1 protein-coding gene is annotated in these 567 nt (G+C 66.0%); it reads left to right on the top strand.

The annotated features are described in order from the left end of the window. Positions 1-241 precede the first annotated feature (241 nt). Positions 242-562, top strand: coding sequence for a 50S ribosomal protein L21 (gene rplU / locus CCN51_RS45865; RefSeq protein ID WP_014179695.1), 321 nt, complete (start codon positions 242-244; stop codon positions 560-562). Positions 563-567: the final 5 nt, after the last annotated feature.

The raw sequence follows: 567 nt of genomic DNA, 5'->3' as shown, positions 1-567 counted from the left end.
GCCCCGGCCCCGGTTTGACCCCCTGGTCCCGGCCCCGTAACCTTGACCGTCGGCGTTTGTACGCCAACCCCCTGAGCAAATCCCTCCCGCTCTGTCGGGAGAGGCCGCTCGCCGTTGTCTGGGCATTCCCACGTGGAGACGCGTGGCGCTGCGAGGCGATCGGTGAACCACGGACCGTGCGGGTCGGTGGGGAGCGGCTGGCATCAGAGGTCCCGATTACTAGCGAGAGAGTGAGAACCGCGTGTACGCAATCGTGCGCACCGGCGGCCGCCAGCAGAAGGTGTCCGTGGGCGACGTCATTGAGGTCGACCGTCTGTCCAGCAGCAAGGTCGGCGACACTGTCGAGCTCTCGACTCTGCTCGTTGTCGACGGCGACGCCGTGACCAGCGACCCGTGGGTGCTGGCCGGGGTGAAGGTTCAGGCCGAGGTCGTGGACCACCACAAGGGCGCCAAGATCGACATCCTGAAGTACAAGAACAAGACCGGCTACCGCAAGCGGATCGGCCACCGTCAGCTGCACACCGCGCTGAAGATCACCAGCATCGACGCGGCTGCGAAGTAAGGGAC

The organism is Streptomyces milbemycinicus, from assembly GCF_002154605.1.
In the GTDB taxonomy this organism is placed as follows: Bacteria; Actinomycetota; Actinomycetes; order Streptomycetales; family Streptomycetaceae; genus Streptomyces; species Streptomyces milbemycinicus.
Note: the sequence above shows the minus strand (reverse complement) of the source record. Positions and strands in the feature narration are given on the sequence as shown.